The 19,168-nt window shown below is 53.9% G+C and carries 20 protein-coding genes; 8 read left to right on the top strand and 12 right to left on the bottom strand.

Annotated elements, in window-relative coordinates; all coding sequences use genetic code 11:
* Positions 1-35: 35 nt before the first annotated feature.
* The gene (gene ubiD / locus FN082_RS11140; RefSeq protein WP_139537418.1) at positions 36-1,505 is read right to left on the bottom strand and encodes a 4-hydroxy-3-polyprenylbenzoate decarboxylase; all 1,470 of its coding nucleotides are present in this window, start codon (positions 1,503-1,505) and stop codon (positions 36-38) included.
* Between the two features lie 176 nt (positions 1,506-1,681).
* Between ubiD and rfaH the strand changes: the two genes are divergently transcribed.
* Positions 1,682-2,170 carry a transcription/translation regulatory transformer protein RfaH gene (rfaH, locus tag FN082_RS11135; protein WP_139537417.1) on the top strand — a complete coding sequence of 163 codons (489 nt, stop codon included), beginning with the start codon at positions 1,682-1,684 and terminating at the stop codon, positions 2,168-2,170.
* 6 nt (positions 2,171-2,176) lie between these two features.
* On the opposite strand, the gene tatD is transcribed toward rfaH, so the two are convergent.
* The 8 genes from tatD to rmuC all read right to left on the bottom strand — a co-directional run bounded on the left by tatD (position 2,177) and on the right by rmuC (position 9,303).
* A complete protein-coding gene (tatD, locus tag FN082_RS11130; protein WP_185932114.1) occupies positions 2,177-2,971 on the bottom strand; it encodes a 3'-5' ssDNA/RNA exonuclease TatD in 795 nt (264 codons plus the stop codon).
* 30 nt (positions 2,972-3,001) lie between these two features.
* On the bottom strand, positions 3,002-3,775 hold the full coding sequence (gene tatC, locus FN082_RS11125) for a Sec-independent protein translocase subunit TatC (protein ID WP_004097593.1): 774 nt from the start codon (positions 3,773-3,775) through the stop codon (positions 3,002-3,004).
* Positions 3,776-3,777: 2 nt separating this feature from the next.
* Positions 3,778-4,317, bottom strand: coding sequence for a Sec-independent protein translocase protein TatB (gene tatB / locus FN082_RS11120; RefSeq protein WP_139537415.1), 540 nt, complete (start codon positions 4,315-4,317; stop codon positions 3,778-3,780).
* A 3-nt stretch (positions 4,318-4,320) separates the two neighbouring features.
* The gene (tatA, locus tag FN082_RS11115) at positions 4,321-4,572 is read right to left on the bottom strand and encodes a Sec-independent protein translocase subunit TatA (RefSeq protein WP_139537414.1); all 252 of its coding nucleotides are present in this window, start codon (positions 4,570-4,572) and stop codon (positions 4,321-4,323) included.
* Positions 4,573-4,772: 200 nt separating this feature from the next.
* On the bottom strand, positions 4,773-6,413 hold the full coding sequence (ubiB, locus tag FN082_RS11110; RefSeq protein WP_139537413.1) for a ubiquinone biosynthesis regulatory protein kinase UbiB: 1,641 nt from the start codon (positions 6,411-6,413) through the stop codon (positions 4,773-4,775).
* The gene (gene ubiJ / locus FN082_RS11105) at positions 6,410-7,015 is read right to left on the bottom strand and encodes a ubiquinone biosynthesis protein UbiJ (protein WP_142981574.1); all 606 of its coding nucleotides are present in this window, start codon (positions 7,013-7,015) and stop codon (positions 6,410-6,412) included. The genes ubiB and ubiJ overlap by 4 nt, the downstream gene beginning before the upstream one ends.
* Positions 7,016-7,028: 13 nt before the next feature.
* Positions 7,029-7,784, bottom strand: a complete 756-nt coding sequence (gene ubiE / locus FN082_RS11100; protein ID WP_139537411.1) for a bifunctional demethylmenaquinone methyltransferase/2-methoxy-6-polyprenyl-1,4-benzoquinol methylase UbiE — start codon at positions 7,782-7,784, stop codon at positions 7,029-7,031.
* A gap of 70 nt (positions 7,785-7,854) precedes the next feature.
* On the bottom strand, positions 7,855-9,303 hold the full coding sequence (gene rmuC / locus FN082_RS11095; protein WP_142981573.1) for a DNA recombination protein RmuC: 1,449 nt from the start codon (positions 9,301-9,303) through the stop codon (positions 7,855-7,857).
* A gap of 226 nt (positions 9,304-9,529) precedes the next feature.
* Between rmuC and FN082_RS11090 the strand changes: the two genes are divergently transcribed.
* From FN082_RS11090 to FN082_RS11065, 6 genes are all read left to right on the top strand, one after another.
* Positions 9,530-10,267: an IclR family transcriptional regulator gene (locus tag FN082_RS11090; protein WP_235891615.1), complete on the top strand. Its 738-nt coding sequence runs from the start codon at positions 9,530-9,532 to the stop codon at positions 10,265-10,267.
* Between the two features lie 47 nt (positions 10,268-10,314).
* Positions 10,315-11,289, top strand: coding sequence for a 2-dehydro-3-deoxygalactonokinase (locus FN082_RS11085; RefSeq protein WP_235892122.1), 975 nt, complete (start codon positions 10,315-10,317; stop codon positions 11,287-11,289).
* 13 nt (positions 11,290-11,302) lie between these two features.
* The gene (locus FN082_RS11080; protein WP_142981572.1) at positions 11,303-11,929 is read left to right on the top strand and encodes a 2-dehydro-3-deoxy-6-phosphogalactonate aldolase; all 627 of its coding nucleotides are present in this window, start codon (positions 11,303-11,305) and stop codon (positions 11,927-11,929) included.
* Positions 11,930-12,091: 162 nt separating this feature from the next.
* On the top strand, positions 12,092-13,066 hold the full coding sequence (locus FN082_RS11075) for a Bug family tripartite tricarboxylate transporter substrate binding protein (protein ID WP_139537407.1): 975 nt from the start codon (positions 12,092-12,094) through the stop codon (positions 13,064-13,066).
* 15 nt (positions 13,067-13,081) lie between these two features.
* Positions 13,082-13,582, top strand: a complete 501-nt coding sequence (locus tag FN082_RS11070; RefSeq protein ID WP_139537406.1) for a tripartite tricarboxylate transporter TctB family protein — start codon at positions 13,082-13,084, stop codon at positions 13,580-13,582.
* A gap of 12 nt (positions 13,583-13,594) precedes the next feature.
* Positions 13,595-15,094 (top strand): tripartite tricarboxylate transporter permease, encoded by a 1,500-nt coding sequence (locus FN082_RS11065; protein ID WP_142981571.1) that lies wholly within the window; start codon positions 13,595-13,597, stop codon positions 15,092-15,094.
* A gap of 68 nt (positions 15,095-15,162) precedes the next feature.
* On the opposite strand, the gene udp is transcribed toward FN082_RS11065, so the two are convergent.
* Positions 15,163-15,924: a uridine phosphorylase gene (udp, locus tag FN082_RS11060; protein ID WP_004097583.1), complete on the bottom strand. Its 762-nt coding sequence runs from the start codon at positions 15,922-15,924 to the stop codon at positions 15,163-15,165.
* A 261-nt stretch (positions 15,925-16,185) separates the two neighbouring features.
* Between udp and FN082_RS11055 the strand changes: the two genes are divergently transcribed.
* The gene (locus FN082_RS11055; RefSeq protein WP_139537404.1) at positions 16,186-16,998 is read left to right on the top strand and encodes a dienelactone hydrolase family protein; all 813 of its coding nucleotides are present in this window, start codon (positions 16,186-16,188) and stop codon (positions 16,996-16,998) included.
* 96 nt (positions 16,999-17,094) lie between these two features.
* Here the strand turns inward: FN082_RS11055 and FN082_RS11050 are convergent, their stop codons facing one another.
* Complete coding sequence (locus FN082_RS11050) at positions 17,095-17,766, bottom strand: transporter substrate-binding domain-containing protein (protein WP_142981570.1); 672 nt, start codon at positions 17,764-17,766, stop codon at positions 17,095-17,097.
* A 31-nt stretch (positions 17,767-17,797) separates the two neighbouring features.
* Positions 17,798-18,733, bottom strand: a complete 936-nt coding sequence (locus FN082_RS11045) for a LysR family transcriptional regulator (RefSeq protein WP_142981569.1) — start codon at positions 18,731-18,733, stop codon at positions 17,798-17,800.
* Between the last annotated feature and the right edge of the window lie 435 nt (positions 18,734-19,168).

The raw sequence follows: 19,168 nt of genomic DNA, 5'->3' as shown, positions 1-19,168 counted from the left end.
TATTGTGCAAAACAGCGGCGTAGCCCCGCTTACTGTTATTTGAAGATGGCCAGTTCATCCCAGATGGCGTCGACGCGCGCCGTCACCTCAGGATCTTTCTTAATGGGACGACCCCACTCGCGTTGGGTCTCACCAGGCCATTTATTTGTGGCATCCAGCCCCATTTTTGAACCCAAACCGGAAACCGGTGAGGCAAAATCCAGATAATCAATTGGCGTGTTTTCTACCAGTACCGTATCACGTGCCGGGTCCATACGGGTAGTAATCGCCCAAATCACATCATTCCAGTCACGCGCGTTGACATCGTCATCACAGACGATAACGAACTTGGTGTACATGAACTGACGAAGGAACGACCAGACGCCCATCATGACGCGTTTAGCATGACCGGCGTACTGCTTCTTCATGGTGACCACCGCCAGGCGATAGGAACACCCTTCCGGCGGTAGGTAGAAATCAACAATTTCAGGAAACTGCTTTTGCAGGATCGGTACGAACACTTCGTTCAGCGCAACGCCCAGTACCGCCGGTTCATCCGGCGGCCGCCCGGTATAGGTCGAGTGATAAATCGCATCTTCACGCTGGGTAATATGCGTAACCGTAAAGACCGGGAAATTATCCACTTCATTGTAGTAGCCAGTATGATCGCCGTACGGACCTTCGGGTGCCAGCTCTCCGGCTTCGATATAACCTTCCAGCACGATCTCGGCGCTGGCGGGAACTTCCAGGTCGTTAGAAACGCACTTCACGACTTCAGTTTTTGTTCCGCGTAGCAGGCCCGCAAACGCATACTCAGAAAGGGTATCCGGAACCGGCGTCACCGCACCGAGAATGGTCGCCGGGTCAGCGCCCAGCGCCACGGATACTGGGAAACGCTCTCCTGGATGCGCCGCGCACCACTCCTGAAAATCCAGCGCGCCGCCGCGATGCGATAACCAACGCATAATCAGCTTATTCTTGCCAATCAGCTGCTGGCGATAAATCCCCAGATTTTGCCGCTCTTTATGCGGGCCACGTGTGACCGTCAGTCCCCATGTGATCAGCGGTGCGGCATCTTCCGGCCAGCAGGTCATGATCGGAATGCGGGTCAGGTCAACGTCATCACCCTGAATGATTTTTTGCTGGCACGGCGCCCCGCGCAGGCGCTTAGTCGGCATATTCAGCACTTGCTTGAACTGCGGCAGCTTATCAAACAGATCGCGGAAGCCTTTTGGAGGCTCGGGCTCTTTCAGGAACGCCAGAAGCTTACCCACCTCCCGCAGGGAGCTGACATCCTCCTGTCCCATCCCCAGCGCAACGCGCCGCGGCGTGCCGAAAAGGTTGCACAGCACCGGCATGGAGTAGCCTTTGGGGTTTTCAAATAGCAGGGCCGGGCCGCCAGCACGCAAGGTGCGGTCGGCAATTTCGGTAATTTCCAGGTGAGGATCGACCGGCAGGGAAATCCGTTTCAATTCCCCCTGCTGCTCCAGTAATGTCAGAAATTCGCGTAGATCGTGGTATTTCATGGAGTTGTTATTGACCTCTATACAGGCGGCTGATTATACGGCGTTCGTTCAGGCTATGCTGTACTTTTGTTAAATTAGCGTGAAAGAACGCCGTAATTTAGTTTTCACCCGCAATGATTTCGCGATCGCACCGGGCTTTTGTTATGCTTGCTGTGAGTAGAATGGAAAGAGTCATTATGCAAGCCTGGTATTTACTTTATTGCAAACGTGGGCAGCTTGAACGCGCCCAGGAACATCTCGAACGTCAGGCCGTCAATTGCCTGATGCCGACAATCGAACTGGAAAAAATCGTCCGCGGTAAACGCACGACGGTCAGCGAACCCCTGTTCCCAAACTATCTGTTTATCGAGTTCGATCCGGAAGTGATTCATACCACGACCATCAGCGCAACTCGCGGTGTGAACAGCTTTGTACGTTTCGGCGCGCTGCCCGCTATTGTGCCATCCACCGTCATTCATCAGCTTTCCATCTACAAACCGGAAGGTATTACAGACCCGGAAACGCCTCATGAAGGCGACAGTGTACTGATTACCGATGGCGCGTTTGAAGGCCTGCAGGCTATCTTTACCGAACCAGACGGCGAAGCTCGCTCTATGCTGCTGCTGAATCTGCTTAACAAGCAGGTCGTGCAAAGCGTCAAAAATACTGACTTTTATAAAATCTGACGGCGCTTAAAAGCGTACGTTAAAGAGTCTTCTGACGTTAGCATCAGTAACTTCTTCCAGCCACTGGGCCTCTTCCCCACGCCACCCTGCGATACTGGCCAGAATATGCGGCAGGTATGCAGGCTCATTGCGGCGGGAAGCGGGTTTTGGTCGCATATCTCGCGGTAGCAGATATGGCGCATCGGTCTCAATCAGCAGGCGATCTGCCGGGATATCGCCCAGCAATTCCCGCAGCGCCAGCCCTCGACGCTCATCGCACACCCAGCCGGTAATACCGATAAATAAACCGCGATCCACGCATTCACGCATCTCCTCACGGCTGCCGGTAAAGCAGTGCAATACTGCACCTGGGAGCTTATCTAGCCAAGGATTCAGCAGAGCCAGAAAGCGCTCGTGAGCATCGCGGCAGTGCAAAAATACCGGCATCGACAGCTCCGCCGCCAGCGCCAGCTGGGCGCTAAACGCGGCCTCCTGCTCTTCAGGTGTGGAAAAGTTACGGTTGAAATCCAGGCCACATTCCCCCACCGCAACAACTTCCGGCTCGCGGGCCAGCGCAAATACCGTGGCCGCCACCGACTCCGTCCAGCTACTGCTGTCGTGAGGATGAACGCCTGCGGTTGACCAGCACCCGGAATAGCGGCGCGCCATCTGCTGCGCCTGCTCGCTTTCATGTATGTTGGTTCCCGTCAGCAGCATCCCGGTGACGCCAGCCGCCCGCGCACGCGAAATAACCTCATCACGATCGCGGGAAAACTGCGAGCTGGTCAGATTCACGCCGATATCAAACATCTTCACTCCCATATGACAACCGCCCTGACGGGCGGTTGGTGTTTATTCTTCTTTGCCCTGCGCCTCTTCGGCGGCGGCATCCTCGTCACGCGTCAGGCGCTTGCCAGTATAGAACCGCGCGAAGAAAACCCCGACTTCAAACAGGCAGTACATCGGGATCGCCAGCAGAGTTTGTGAAAATACATCCGGCGGCGTCAGCAGCATCCCGACCACGAATGCGCCAACCAGTACATAGGGCCTTTTCTTACGCAGGTCGTCCGGGGTGGTTACCCCCATCCAGCACAGCAGCACAATAGCTACCGGCACCTCGAATGAGACGCCGAAGGCAATAAAGAGCGCCATGACAAAATCGAGATAGCTGCGGATATCGGTTGAAACCTGTACCCCTTCCGGCGCTGCGTGGGTAAGAAAACCAAACGCCAGCGGGAAAACAACGAAGTAAGCAAAGGCCATACCGATATAAAACAGCAGCGTACTGGAGACCAGCAGCGGCATGACCAGCCGACGTTCATGCTTATACAGCGCTGGCGCCACAAAGGCCCAGACCTGATACAAAATGACCGGTACCGACAAAATTATCGACACCATAAAGGTCAGCTTGATCGGGGTGAAGAAAGGCGAGGCCACGTCCGTCGCAATCATCGTCGCGCCTACCGGCATCTGCCGAATAAGCGGCGCGGAAACCAGCTGGTAGATATCGTTGGCGAAATAAACCAGCGCCAGGAAAATAACCAGAATCGCCAGAATGCTGTTGATCAAGCGTTTACGCAGCTCAATCAGATGCGTGATTAGCGGTTGAGTATCGTCTACGCCCATTTTTACTGTTTATCACTCGATGCAGGGGAGGAGGAATCGGAAGCTGGCACGGCAACTTTTTCTTTCGCTGCCGGGATTTCAGTCTGCGAAGTGAGGGGCTCTTCAGCCACGTTTTCAGGGACGTGCTCTGGCGCGCTGGCCTGATGTTCAGCCGTCGCCGGCGTCACGTCTTTACGCTGCTCTTCACTCCCCTTCACGACCGGGTTATGAATGGTGTTGGCTTCGTCACTGGCTTTTTCAGGATCGTGGGCAGAGTAGGAGCGCTTCATAGATTCAGCCGCTTCTCGCAGTTCATCCATTGAGGCTTTTAGCTCAGGCGTCAGGTTATCCAGGCTGGCCTTCTCCACCTTTTTAAGGCTTTCCTGAAACTCTTGCAGTTTTAATTCCTGGGTTATTTCATTTTGTACGGTAGCCGCCAGCGACCGCAACGTGCGGATCCAGCTAACTACCGTTTTTACCGCTACCGGTAGTCGCTGTGGCCCCAAAACGATGAGGCCAATCACGAACACCAGCAGTAGTTCACTAAAACCGATATCGAACACGAATTACACCTGCTCTTTGTCGTGGCGTTTAGTCTCGTCTTTCTTTGCTTCATCTGGTTTGTCAGCGAGGGTTTTCGCCGCAAAATCTGCATCCGGTGCGGATTTCTCGGGTTTATCCTCATCGCTCATGGCCTTTTTAAAGCCTTTGATCGACGCGCCTAAATCCGAACCGAGCGAGCTCAGCTTTTTTGTCCCAAAAAGCAGAACCACGATGACGACAACAATGAGTAACTGCCAAATACTGATACCACCCATACACATTCCCCTATGACAGATGATGAATTATTAGGACGCATTATATACAGTCATACTTCAAGTTGCATATGCGTTGGCTACGCTCGTTTACCCGAATCACTTACCAGAGTAAGCTCATCGGGATGCGCTCACTTGCCGCCTTTCTGAAACTTGAATTATTTATGTATACACGTTATGCGCAGTGATAAAGGCGACGGCCGTCAGTTCGTCTTTCGCCAGCCGATAAGCCAGGTTACAACGCCAGCGGCCATCAGCCAGCCTGGCATCATGCCCCACTCAGGGCGGTGGATGAATAACAGCGTACCACTCAGTAATAAAACCGCGCCTATACCAAAAAGATAGCGGGACTGACCCTGGCGCACGTGCCGCACCTGGATGTCGCGCACAATGGTATCAACACTATTCTGCAACTGCTTGCTTTGCTGCAGGCTCTGGTACACCAGCTCAGGTATTTCCGGCATTCTCTCGATCCAGAACGGCGCTTTTTCTTTAAACGCCCGAACCAGCGCCGGAATGCCCACCTGATCTTTAATCCACGACTCAAGAAACGGTTTCGCCGTTTTCCACAAGTCTAACTGAGGATAGAGCTGGCGGCCTACACCTTCTACGTAAAGTAATGTTTTCTGCAGCAGAACCAGCTGCGGCTGGACTTCCATATTGAAGCGTCGCGCGGTATTAAACAGATTCAGCAAGACATGACCAAACGAGATTTCCGCCAGCGGCTTTTCAAAGATAGGCTCGCAGACGGTGCGGATGGCGAACTCAAACTCTTCAACGTTGGTATCCGGGGGAACCCAACCGGAATCAACGTGCAGCTCCGCAACTTTGCGGTAATCGCGGTTGAAGAAGGCAATGAAGTTTTCCGCCAGATAACGCTTATCTTCTTTGTTCAGCGAGCCGACAATACCGCAGTCAATGCCAATGTACTGCGGGTCCTCCGGATGGTTACGGCTGACAAAAATATTGCCCGGATGCATGTCAGCATGGAAGAAGCTGTCGCGGAAAACCTGAGTAAAGAAAACCTGTACACCGCGCTCGGCCAGCAACTTCATGTTGGTTCCCTGCGCTTCCAGAGCGGCGACATCGGAAACCGGTATCCCATAAATCCGCTCCATCACCATCATGCCTTCGCTGCAATAATCCGAATAGACCTCCGGGACATAAAGCATCGGGCTGTCTTCGAAGTTGCGGCGCAGTTGAATAGCGTTAGCCGATTCACGCAGCAGATTGAGTTCATCCAGCAACGTTTTTTCGTATTCGCGCACCACTTCCTGCGGGCGGAGGCGACGACCGTCCGGCAACAAGCGCGGCACCCAGCGCGCCAGGCGGTAGATAAGCTTCATATCCGCCTTGATGACCGGCACGATATCCGGGCGGATCACCTTAATCACCACCTCTTTGCCGTTCTCTTTCAGACGCGCGGTATGTACCTGAGCAATAGAGGCAGAAGCAAGCGGTTCGATAGAGAAATCATCAAACCAGGCCTCTACCGGCAGACCGCCCATCGCTTGCTCAATTTGCTTTTTGGCCTGCAGACCGTCAAACGGGGCAACGCGGTCCTGCAACATGGCCAGCTGATCGGCTATTTGCGGCGGGAACAGGTCGCGACGGGTGGAAAGCATCTGGCCAAACTTGATCCAGACAGGCCCCAGCTCCTGTAATGCAAGACGCAGGCGCTCGCCAAGAGCTTTATCTTTGTGGCGATTAGGCATCCAGAACAGCATCCGTCGCCAGATTCGTAGCGGCAGCGTAATGCGCATTTTGGGGATGAGCTCATCAAGCCCGTAGCTCAAAAAGGTGTGGATGATGAAATACAGGCGCCGTAATTCTCCTGGCGTCATTTGCCCTCCAGCGTTTCCAGCCGTTTTTCCAGCGCGGTCAGGGCTCGTTCCACCGCAGCGGTTTCCTCAGCAAACCAGGCTAATTCCAACGGACCCGGGGCCAGCCGCCACTCTTCGGTAATGGCTTCCGCGACATAGTGTTGCTGACGTTGAGCACCGTGCAGAAGAAAGCGAGCGCCGCCGCGCAAGACTTTACTGAAGCCCTCTGCAACCACATCCCCCGTATACGGAGCCAGCAGTTCAGCCGGGTCAAACTCAGCCAGATCGCACAGCGTGACGGTATTTTGCACCACCTGCAGGTCGCCCTGTACTTCAAGATCGCCGCTGCGAATCAGCGCCGTAAGCTGCTGGCGGTTGCGTAACTGCGGGAGCACGCTAAGGCGGGTAATCACGGTACAATCGGCTTCGCCTTCCCACGCTCCCAGCACATCGACCTGGCGTTCGCTAAAAACCAGTACCACGGGATCGGAAAACTCTTGCAGCTCAACGCGCAGCACTTTTCCCAGCAGACGCTGGCGAGCGGGTTTCAGCGCCCGATCGCGCCAGAGAACGGTATTAAGAACCGTCTCCAGACCGGCGGTAACCAGTGGTTTGAAAGGCATAGCGTCCCTCCTGTCAGAACTTATATCCACGGTGTAGCGCAACGATACCTGCCGTCAGGTTGTAGTAGTTGACGCTCTCAAAGCCTGCGTCCTGCATCATGCCTTTCAGGGTGTCCTGATCGGGGTGCATTCGGATAGATTCAGCAAGATAGCGGTAGCTTTCGGCGTCTTTAGCAACCAATTCGCCCACCCGAGGCAGGATATGGAAAGAGTAAGCGTCATAAGCCTTGCTGAGCGGCTCAATAATCGGTTTTGAGAATTCCAGCACCAGCAGACGACCACCCGGCTTCAGCACGCGATACATAGAGCGCAGCGCTTTTTCTTTGTCAGTCACGTTACGCAGGCCGAAAGAAATGGTAATGCAATCAAAGGTATTGTCAGCAAATGGCAGCGCTTCGGCATTAGCCTGGACGTATTCGACGTTACCAACAATGCCGATGTTGCGCAGCTTCTCACGACCCATTTTCAGCATAGAGTCGTTGATATCAGCCAGCATTACGCGACCGGTTTCACCGACCAGACGGGAGAATTTCGCCGTCAAATCGCCAGTACCACCAGCCAGATCCAATACGGTTTGCCCACGGCGCACGCCGCTGCAGTCGATGGTGAAACGCTTCCACAAACGATGAATACCAAACGACATCAGGTCGTTCATGACGTCATATTTTGCGGCAACAGAATGAAATACATGCGCCACCATGTCAGCCTTCTGCTCTTTGGCGACAGTCTGAAAGCCAAAATGCGTCGTTTCTTGTGAATCCTCAACCATCTCAATGCCTGCTTGCTTATCAAGAAAATGTTCGTCGAGTGTAACAGGTTTAGCGCACTTCCCATACGCTTCAACGCGGCTGAGCGCGGTCCTCATACATTGCGGCAATAGTAGGATCGGACGAAAAATCGTTATCTCCTGCTGGGTTACCATCATCTGTAAGGCGGTATTCATCATCCTGGGCCGTTGCCTGTTCAACTAAGTCAGGATTAATCCCACGTTTAACTTCCACGCCCAGGCCGCGGAATGATTCTGCCTGAACCAGCAGGTTACCGCGCCCGGAAGCGAGTTTTTTCATCGCTTGTCGGTAGTTATCCTGGGCTTTATCCAGACTCTGGCCGATAGCGGACATGTCGTCGACAAACAGGCGCATTTTGTCATACAGACGCCCCGCTCTTTCGGCAATTTTCTGCGCGTTACGGCTCTGGTGTTCATAGCGCCAAAGATTCGCAATGGTCCGCAGCGCCACCAGCAGTGTGGTCGGACTAACCAGCATAATGTTGTTCTTCAGGGCTTCGCTAATCAGTTCCGGCTGGCGATCGATAGCCAGCAGGAAGGCCGGTTCCACCGGGATAAACATCAGAACGTAGTCGAGGGAGCGCAGCCCCGGCAACTGCTGGTAGTCTTTGCGCCCCAGCAGGCGCATATGGTTGCGTACGGAAGCAATATGCTCCTGCAGCGCCGACTCGCGGGTGTAATCATCATCAGCATTGAAGTAGCGTTCATAGGCCACCAGGGTCATCTTGGCATCAATGACCACGTCTTTCCCCTGCGGCAGGCGGACAATTACATCCGGCTGCATCCGCGAACGGTTGTCCGTTTCGATGCTCACCTGAGTTTGATATTCGTGCCCCTCCCGCAGCCCGGAGGCTTCCAGTACGCGGGTCAACACCACCTCGCCCCAGTTGCCCTGAGTTTTGTTATCGCCTTTCAGCGCGCGGGTCAGATTTAACGCTTCCTGCGCCATTTGCGCATTCAACTGCTGAAGATTGCGAATTTCGTGAGCCAGGGTATGGCGCTCCCGCGCCTCCTGGCCAAAGCTATCCTGTACCTGACGGCGAAAACCATCCAGCTGTTCGCGTAGCGGCATGAGCAAGCCGTGCAGGCTCTGACGGTTTTGTTCATCCACCCGTCGGTTACTGTGTTCAAATATTCGGTTTGCCAGGTTTTCAAACTGCTCGCTAAGGCGCTGCTCGCTGTTGACCATCTGACGAATTTTATCTTCGGCATGCAGCTGCGTGGATTCAAGGCGGGTTGTCACTTCACGGAGATCGGCCTCCAGCGAGGTGTTGATATCGCGCAGGCTACGCAGCTCGTTATTGAGCAGCTCGCACTCTTCTCGCCAATGGGACTCCTGCACCAGCTGTTGCCGCGCCGCGCTCAGCTCAATATCCAGCTCGCGCCGCTCTTCAATGAGATCGGCACGGATTTGGTCGGCTTGAACTTTGGTCGCCAGCCAGCCCACGATAAGCCCTACGGCCAGCGCCACAACGGCACTAATAATAATCGAGATATCCACAACGCCCCCAACAGCAACCACTTACGTCACAAAATAGAATTTTGCTGTACAAACGTCCAGTTTAAAAGGGTTTTCCTGCGAGGCGCCACGCAAACATTCAACAAAATCCCATATATAGGGATGCAATCTTATAAATAGGGAATTTGTGCAGTAAATCACCGTTATCCAAAAAAGCATCAGACAGAATCACGACATATTCAGAGAGGTCGAATCGATGGAAAAGGAAATGCAACATACCGCAGGCGCCCAAACGTTACTGCGCGGATTAGCGGTTATTGATGCCGTGGCTGCGGGCTATAGAGACTTAAAATCGATTAGTGAGTTTACCTCTATGCCAAGAAGCACAGCGCATCGTCTGGCTTCGGCTCTGGTGGAGCAACGCTACCTGCGTTATGCCACGAATACCGGCTATGACCTCGGACCACGGCTGATTGAACTGGGCGCTCGCGCGCTGGATGCAACTTCATTACCGGCTCTGGCGCGGCCATGGCTACAAAAACTCGCAGATGCGACTAAAGACACGGTTCATCTGGGCGTCCGCGAGAAAGACGAAGTGCTGTATCTGGAAAAGATCAACAGCCAGCGCGGCCTCGAAATGCGCTCCCGTCCCGGGCACCGGATGCCTCTGGCGTTAACCGGAATAGGTAAAGCACTGCTTCTTAACGACGATCCGGATGCAATGCGCGAACTCTTTTTGCGCCAGGGTCAAGCACAAGACCTGGAGCGCTTCCAGGCCAATATGCAGCGCTATATACAACGCGGTTATGCGTTCGATCTGGAAGAAAACGAACCCACAATCCGCTGCGTGGCGGCCCCGGTTTATGACGCCCGTAATCAGCTTATCGCCGCGATATCCGTCGCCAGTACGGCAACCTATATGTCACGAGAGCGAATGGACGATCTCATCCCGCTTGTGCAATCCCATGCTCGGGCTATTTCAGCAGAGCTGGGCTGGGCCGGGTAATTCTGTACGTCTCACTGCGGCAAATGACCAAGGAGGTAAGGACATAAATGATGGACACCCAAAGCCGTTTATTAGCCCTGGACTGGGGAACGACATCGCTACGCGCATATCGTTTCGATAACAATGCCCAACCGCTTGAGTGCCGGGAACTTCCTTACGGAATCATGAAGCTTCCTGAACATAAAGAGGGGCACACGGCAGCGTTCCGCGAAGCATTTTTCACTGCCTGCGGCGACTGGCTGCAGGCAGGCGCTAACCCGAATGTTATCGCCTGCGGCATGGTTGGCAGCGCTCAGGGCTGGAAAGAGGCCACCTACCTGCCTTGCCCAACCAGCCTGGCAGGCCTTGCCAGCCAACTCTGTCGGCTGAATATTACCGACTCTGTGAGCCTCTCGATCATTCCCGGACTGGCCGTCTACGGCAGCGACCCGGAAGTGATGCGCGGCGAAGAGACGCAGATTTTCGGCATCTTATGCAATGAAAGTAACAGCGCCGACGAAATTATCATTGGGATGCCGGGGACCCATTCCAAATGGGCGCTAACGCAAAAAAACAGCGTATCAGGTTTTCATACCTTTATGACCGGCGAGGTGTTTGACGCCCTACGTCACCACACGATTCTCGGCACCACCATGCAGGCAGCGCCGGAAACCGACTGGCAGGCTTTTGATGACGGCGTTGCAACTGCGCTTCGTCAGGCGAAAGCCGGACTGCTTTGCACGCTATTTTCAACGCGGACGAAGCTCCTGTCGGGGCAAATTTCGGGCCAGCAGCAGGCCGATTATCTTTCAGGATTAGTCATTGGCCATGAACTGATCGGCGTTCGCCAAACGCTACTGGCATGCGAAGAGCGCCGTCAATGTACGCCGATCATGCTAACGGGCAACGCCGTCCTGTGTGAACGCTACCAGCGAGCGTTCCGCCAGGCAATTGCCGATCGCCCGCTGAAATTTATCGCCCAGGCCACCACCGCTGGTCTATGGCAAATCGCTTTACGCGCCGGGCTTATCAGCGGCGCATAACGGAGAAATAAAAATGGATTTAACGGGTTGCATCAAAAAGTATGGGCTTGTCGCCATTTTGCGCGGCATACAAACAAAGGAGGTGCAAGAAATTGGCCTTGCATTATATGAGGAGGGTTTTCGACTTATTGAAGTTCCGCTCAACTCCCCGACGCCTTACGACAGCATCCGGCTGCTGCGTCAGGCGCTCCCTACGGATTGCACGATCGGGGCGGGAACGGTTATGACCCCACAGCAGGTCAAACAGATTAAACAAGCCGGAGGAGAGCTGATCGTCATGCCCCATAGCGACTGTGCGGTTATTGCCGCCGCTAAAAACGCAGAGCTGCTCTGCGCTCCCGGGGCTGCGACCTTGACGGAAGCTTTTGCCGCCATTGAGCACGGCGCGGATGCCATCAAGGTTTTTCCGGCGGAGCAAATAACGCCAGCCGTCATCAAAGCCTGGAGAGCCGTCGTTCCATCCCGAATACCGCTTCTCCCGGTTGGTGGTATCACGCCGGAAAAAATGCCGGATTACGTGAGCGCAGGCGCGGATGGATTTGGGCTGGGCGGAGCACTCTATAAACCCGGCGACAGCGCCAACGATGTTCGTCAGGCCGCCAGGGGGTTTATCTCGGCCTGGCAACCATTCGCACGTTAAGCGTGCCGATATTTCTATACCCTAAATAATTCGAGTTGCAGGCAGGCGGCAAGTAAGAGAGTCCCGATGAGCTTACTCAAGTAAGTGATTCGGGTGAACGCACGTAGCCAACGCACATGCAACCTGAAGTATGACGGGTATAAACAATAATAAGGGATTAATATGATTAGACATCTTACCAGACCGTTACAATGCCTCTCCGCAGCGCTTGTTGCCGGAACGCTGTTAAGCGCGCTACCTGCACAAGCGGCTCAATACCCAACTAAACAGATCGATTTGGTTGTTCCTTATTCCGCTGGCGGCGGCACCGATCTGGTGGCTCGCGCCTTCGCCGACGCGGCAAAATCGCATTTACCCGTTAGCATCGGCGTGATTAACAAACCTGGCGGCAGCGGCGCTATCGGCTTTACCGAAATCGCCACCGCCCGGCCTAACGGCTATAAAATCGGGCTTGGCACCGTCGAGTTGACCACTCTGCCCAGCCTCGGGATGGTCAGTTTCAAGACCGACAGCTTTAAGCCAATCGCCCGTCTGAATGCCGATCCGGCGGCGATCACCGTTAGCGCCGATGCCCCATGGAATACCATCGATGAATTCCTTCAGTGGGCGAAAGAAAACCCCGGTAAAGTGCGTATCGGCAACTCCGGCACCGGCGCTATCTGGCATCTGGCCGCTGCGGCTCTGGAAGATAAAACCGGCGTTAAGTTTACCCACGTTCCTTACGATGGCGCGGCGCCTGCGGTTACCGGCCTGCTTGGTAACCATATTGAAGCCGTTGCTGTTAGTCCGGGCGAAGTCATTAACCACGTCAAGGGCGGCAAGCTGAAAACGCTGGCGATCATGGCGGACGAGCGCATGAAGAGTATGCCTGACGTCCCCACGCTTAAAGAGAAGGGTATCGATCTCTCTATCGGCACCTGGCGTGGCCTGATCGTAGCGCAAAAGACCCCACAGGATATCGTGGATACGTTGTCCGTCGCCGCCAAAGCCACGGCTGAAGAACCCGCGTTCCAGGATGCGCTGAATAAGCTCAACCTGAACTACGCCTGGCTCGATAGCGCCGCCTTCCAGCAGCAGATTAATGAACAGCAGGCTTACTTTGCTGAACTGCTGACTAAACTCGGTCTGAAAAAATAATAGGCAGGTACGGTTATGTCGATGAAAGCTGAATCATCCGCTTTAACCGTACCGCATCGCCGTGTCTCCCCGGTCGTGATGGGCGTGGGGGTTCTACTGTGCGTGATTGCGTGCGCGGTCATCATGACTGCGCACAATTTCCCGGCTACGGCGATCGAGACGGATATTGGCGCGGGCGCATTTCCCCGATTTTACGCAGCGGTACTGATTGTGTTGGCCATCCTGCTGGTTGCCAGCGACTGGCTGACGAATCGCGAAACTGCCGTTCGCCACGAACCATCCCACTATGGCCGCGTCGCTGCTGGGGTCGGGATAGTCGCAGGATATATCGTGCTATTAAGCTTTGTGGGGTATCTCATCGCAACGCCGCTTTTCTTAACGGCGCTGATGATAATTATGCAGCGGAAACGACTATGGCTGACGCTGCTGCTCGCCATCGCTATCACGTTGATTCTGTGGTTACTGTTTTCAATGGCGCTGCAGGTACCGCTGCCAGCGGGTTCTTTATTTGAATAGTCGGGGCCTGATATGTTTAGTAGCGAACTGTTGTTTCAAGGCTTAACGCATTTACTCTCCAACCCTATGGCGCTGGTGTTAGCCTCATTCGGCGTGATGCTGGGCATTATGATTGGCGCATTACCGGGCCTGACCGCCACCATGGGTGTCGCGATATTGCTCCCCTTCACTTACGGAATGGACCCCGTATCAGGTTTATTAATGATTTGCGGGGTCTTTTTCGGCGGCGTCTACGGTGGGTCAATTACTGCGATATTGTTAAAAATCCCCGGAACCCCGGCGGCGGCGGCAACGGCAATCGACGGCTACGAACTCACCCGACAAGGGAAAGCCGGGATGGCTCTGAGCGCAGCGACGTTCTCTTCCTTCGGAGGCGGTCTGTTGAGCATTATCGTGCTGATATTTTTGGCCCCGATCCTCGCCGGATGGGCATTAAAATTCAGCGCTTCCGAGTCCTTTGCCCTTGCCATATTTGGTTTAAGCATTATCGCCAGCATATCCGGTAAGTCGCTAATTAAAGGGCTAATCTCCGGCATCGGCGGTTTGCTTATTGCGACCATCGGCCTCGATCCTATGGGCGGTTTCCCTCGCTTTACCGGCGGTTTTGTCGAACTGATGAATGTGCCCTTTATCCCGGTGATGATTGGCTTGTTCGCCGCCTCCGAAGCGTTTAAGACGCTGGAAAGGGACGATACGGTTCGCCATGGCGCAAAAGTGGTTATCGGCAGCCTTCTGCTTCCGTGGAAGGTTATGCGGCGTCTGCTGGTGACGATTCTCCACTCTGCAGGGCTCGGTATATTTATTGGCATGGTCCCCGGTGCAGGTTCGGATATCGCGGCCTTTGTTGCCTACAACGAGACCAAACGTTTTAGCAAAACGCCGGAAAACTTTGGCAAAGGAGAAATTACGGCGGTGTCCTCCTGCGAAGCAGGCGCGAATGGCTGTACCGGCGGCGCGCTGTTGCCAATGCTGACGCTCGGCATTCCCGGCGATGCGGTCACCGCTATTATGTTGGGCGCGCTGACGCTACAGGGGATGCAGCCGGGGCCGCTGATGTTCACCGAGCACGGCGACATGGTGTACACGCTGTTTATGGGGATGATCTTCTGTTATTTCATTCTGCTGATTCTGGGGCTTTTGTCCCTGAAAGTCGTGAGCAACGTGGTCAAAATCCCGACCAATATCCTGACGCCGCTGATCCTTGCGCTTTGCGTAGTCGGTACCTATGCGCTGAATAACAGCCTGTTCGATGTCGGGATTATGCTGATCGCTGGCGTAGTGGGCTACTTTATGCAAAGAGGGGGCTATCCGGCTTCGCCTGTGGTTCTGGCGCTGATCATGGGACCGATGGCAGAAAGCAATCTTCGCCGCGCGTTGTCTCTGTCTGCCGGAAGCTGGGACTTTCTCTACACGCGTCCAATAACGCTGGCATTACTTACTCTCGCGACGATAACGTTGCTCACTCCGGTCATTCGTGGGCTTTGGGCATTTCGTAAGAATATACGGGCATAATAGAACTCCCGGGTATTTAAACCCGGGATAAGACTGCAGCCCCGGTATTAATCGCCGGGGCTTTTTTATTACAGCAGACGGCGCGCCGCTTCCACGACGATTTTCACCGCGTGGCTTTCGGTTTGCTTCATGGTTTCCGCGTTCGGGATTTCCTGCTGGGTACGGTTGACGATAACCCCGGCAACCATCCCTGCGCGCAGGCCCTGGCTGGCGCACATGGTCAGCAGCGTCGCGGATTCCATTTCATAGTTCATCACGCCCATGGCCTGCCACTCTTCCATCGAGCCTTTAAAGCGGCTAACGACGCGGCCAGAGAAGGTGTCATAACGTTCCTGGCCTGGATAGAAGGTGTCAGAAGAGGCGGTGACGCCAATATGGGTGGTCGCACCGATAGATTTCGCCGCTTCAACCAGCGCGGTAGTACATTCAAAATCAGCCACCGCCGGGAATTCCATTGGCGCGAAGTGCAGGCTTGCACCGTCGAGGCGAACAGAAGCCGTGGTCACCAGAACATCCCCCACATTAATGTGCGGCTGAATAGCGCCGGTGGTACCGATGCGCAGGAAGGTGCGGATACCCAGTTGGGCCAGTTCTTCCACGGCGATTGAAGTGGATGGGCCGCCGATACCGGTAGAGCAGACAATCACAGCTTTACCATCCAGCTCAGCGCGCCAGGTAGTGAATTCACGATGAGATGCCAGTTTAACCGGCTTATCCATCAGCGCGGCGATCTTTTCCACACGCTCCGGATCGCCAGGGACGATAGCCAGCGTAGCCCCTTGTAAATCGTTTTTGGTGAGGCCGAGATGAAAAACATCAGACTTGGACATATAAAACTCCTCTGTGGGTCGAATTATCAGCAGAAGCAAAATGGTACTTTACAGAAGCTGTCGGTTCCATTTTGTGACACCAATCACCATGAATGAAATTCATTGCAATGAATTTCCATTAAATAGTGATGCGCATCACACTAACAAGTTAAATTAATGAGACATGAACAAAAGATAGCCTGTTTCGGGCACTGTGCGTCCTGTTCATAGCAGCTATAGTTACTGATGCGCTAATACATTAATAAGGGTACGGAGAATACCATGACGACAATTAAGCAAACCGGTTTTGCACCTGCAGCCACGCCGCACGCCTCTACTGCCGTTCACACATCAGATGAGAACATCGTCTGTGGAGAGACATCGATCCCTTCGCAGGGGGATAACATGCCAGCATTCCATGCTCGTCCGGGCAACGTTGACGGTCCGCTACCGGTGGTTATCGTTGTTCAGGAAATTTTCGGTGTGCATGAACATATCCGCGATATTTGCCGCCGTCTGGCGAAGGAGGGATATCTGGCTGTCGCACCAGAACTTTACTTCCGCCAGGGCGATCCTAATGATTACAGCGACATCCCTTCTTTATTTCAGGGTCTGGTCAAAAAGGTGCCGGATTCTCAAGTACTGGCCGACCTCGATCACGTCGCCAGTTGGGCTTCCCGCCACGGCGGCGATGCCCATCGCCTGCTCATTACCGGCTTTTGCTGGGGCGGGCGTATCACCTGGCTGTACGCCGCACATAATCCGCAGCTAAAAGCCGCCGTCGCCTGGTACGGCAAGCTGGTCGGAGAGAAAACATTAAATTCACCTAAGCATCCGGTGGATATTGCCGTTGATCTGAACGCCCCGGTCCTGGGACTTTACGGCGCGAAAGATGACAGCATCCCGCAGGATACGGTTGAAACCATGCGTCAGGCGCTACGAGCCGCCAACGCGACGGCGGAAATCGTGGTTTATCCGCAGGCCGATCACGCCTTTAACGCCGACTACCGCGCCAGCTATCATGAAGAGTCAGCGAAAGACGGCTGGCAGCGAATGCTGGCATGGTTTGCCCAGTACGGCGGGAAGCGCGGTTGACCTCGCCTTCTGCGGTCCGGTAGCCCGGACAGGTGCGCAGCATCGACTCCGGGGGCCTGATGCATCGGTGCGGATTCTTCCCGATTAATGGAAAGGTCAGGCATAAATATGGCGGGCAATCAGCGCCGCCAGCGTCCCGTCCTGCTGCCACTGTCTCACCAACGCCTCCATCCGCTCATAATAGTGCGGAGCCGCGCGCGGCACGCAGATGGCCTGCTGAATCTGGCTATAGTTGTCAGGCAGCACACGAACGCTATCTTGCCCCAGAGCGGCAGCTTCCAGCAGCTGGCGAATATTCGCCACCATATCCCCCTTACCGGCCAGAAAAGCGCTGAGCGCCTGCTGAGTGGTGGGATATTCGCAAAGGCGGGCGTGTTTTAATGTCCGAATGAGCGGCAATGAATAGGCCGAACCTTTGCCGACGTTAATCGTCACGCCTTCCCGGTCCATCTCCAGGACGGAATGCACCTCTCTGCAGCTACGTACCAGCAGGGTGCAGTCAATCGTGAGATAGGGCGAGGTAAAGCGCAGTTCGTTCTCACGCGCGGGATCGACCGCTAAAAAAGCAATATCCCATTGATTATTCGAAGCATCGTCAACAATACATTTTGCTGCGGGGTAAGGTAACAGCCGCTCCGGCTGCTGGCAGAACTCCGCAATTTTCCGCGCCAGCTCGACGGTCAGCCCTCGCAGCTCCCCGTCGGTTGACTGTTCAGCGAGCAAAGCATTGCCTAAATTAATCGCAAAACGTAAAGCTGATGATGACATGACTCGTTCCTTATCCGGTTAAGCCGAACAGTTATCGCGAAAATAAATCAAAAGGTGCCGCCCACTCTTCAGGCTTGCGTTCAAACCACATTTCCAGAAATAAATTCACCAATCTCTCGGCCATTGGCGATAGCGGCACATCGTTGCGCCTAATCAGGCCAATGCTGCGACGGATAACCGGTTCGACAAGAGGAATGCTGACCAGCGATTCGTGCTGATGATGCGATATCGCCATACAAGGCAATGCGGCAATCCCCAGCCCGGCTTCCACCAGGCCTATCGCCGTTGAGTAGTGGCGCACTTCATAAAACCACTCCAGCGTCCCGGCGGTTTGCGCGATCTCTTGTTCAATCAGCATCCGGTTCCCGCTGGTACGCCTGACGCCAATCAACCTATGGGGAGCCAGTTCGTTCCACTCCACCAACTTCTTTGTTGCCAGCGGATGATCGCGACGGCAAACCAGAATATAGGGTTCATCAACCAGAGGGGTGAAGGTGATTTGGGGATGTGTGACGCGGTTCATATTGATACCGAAATCCGTCTCACCGCTCATCAGCGAATCTAAACTATCCATCGTCGCCTGTTCATGAATATGAACGCGGATATTAGGATAGAGCGAGTTAAATTTTTCCAGTACCTGGGGGAGAAAATAAAAAGTCGCCGTGGGAATGCAGGATAACTTAATGACCCCTTTCTGATGAGCGGCCAGTTCCTGAACGCTGAGAATGGCATTATCCATATAGTCCAGCAGCGCCCGCGCGTGCGGCAGAAGCGCTTTCCCGGCGTAGGTTAGGGTCACTTTACGCGTTGTGCGTTCAAACAAAGAAACCTTGAGGTTTTCTTCTAATTTTTTAACTCTACGCGTCAATGCCGGTTGCGATAAATTGAGTTCATCCGCTGCCCGAGTAAAACAACCGAAATCAGCAATAGTGACAAAGGCTTTTGTCCCTAATAGCTCGCTCTTCATGGAGGATCCTTTTTACAGAAATGAAACATCAGGCACATAAAATAATACGTATCTACCACAATATTACTATGATTAATTTCTGCCAACCAACACAGAAATGTAATAAAGGCAAAACCTAAAAAAGCGCTACTCCACTGGCTTTGTGATGCAGTTCATTATTTTTAGCCTGGCGGATGCATCATCTTCCCCCCTTTCATGACCTGAATGCGATCCCATACTCACCAGTATTCATCGTTTATTAACACATTGGTTATAAATCATGCCCGACAGGCCCCATTTTGTTAAAGCTGGCAACATACGGAACATATTATTAATGCGTATTGGTTATCAATTGACACAAAAAAATGATTTATATCCCTCTCGCCAAAATGACACCATAGCAGCAACTATAGAATTACTCATGAAAGTATATTCACATAACAAATAAAAAATACG

It is taken from the genome of Klebsiella spallanzanii, from assembly GCF_902158555.1.
In the GTDB taxonomy this organism is placed as follows: domain Bacteria; phylum Pseudomonadota; class Gammaproteobacteria; order Enterobacterales; family Enterobacteriaceae; genus Klebsiella; species Klebsiella spallanzanii.
This window is presented reverse-complemented; position numbering and strand designations above follow the sequence as displayed.